Origin of the sequence: Anoxybacillus sp. CHMUD (assembly GCF_013096965.1) — a bacterium.
In the GTDB taxonomy this organism is placed as follows: Bacteria; Bacillota; Bacilli; order Bacillales; family Anoxybacillaceae; genus Anoxybacillus; species Anoxybacillus kestanbolensis_A.
Window position 1 is genome coordinate 1 of record NZ_SDLG01000105.1, and the last position, 258, is coordinate 258.

The following is a 258-nucleotide window of genomic DNA, read 5'->3' on the forward strand; positions in this document are numbered from 1 at the left end:
ACATATTGCTCGGTGACGATGGCGGAGAGGTCACACCCGTTCCCATCCCGAACACGGAAGTTAAGCTCTCCAGCGCCGATGGTAGTTGGCGGGACACCGCCTGCGAGAGTAGGACGTTGCCGGGCAAAAAATGAGCCATTAGCTCAGTAGGTAGAGCATCTGACTTTTAATCAGAGGGTCGGAGGTTCGAGTCCTCCATGGCTCACCATGATGCGGGTGTGGCGGAATTGGCAGACGCACCAGACTTAGGATCTGGCG

General features: G+C 56.6%; 1 tRNA gene and 1 rRNA gene. Both read left to right on the top strand.

The features are described 5' to 3' along the window. The first annotated feature begins 8 nt into the window (after nucleotides 1-8). Nucleotides 9-125 (top strand): 5S ribosomal RNA (gene rrf / locus ETB99_RS14820). A gap of 7 nt (nucleotides 126-132) precedes the next feature. After that, nucleotides 133-208: transfer RNA gene (locus ETB99_RS14825), tRNA-Lys, on the top strand. The last annotated feature ends 50 nt before the right edge of the window (nucleotides 209-258 follow it).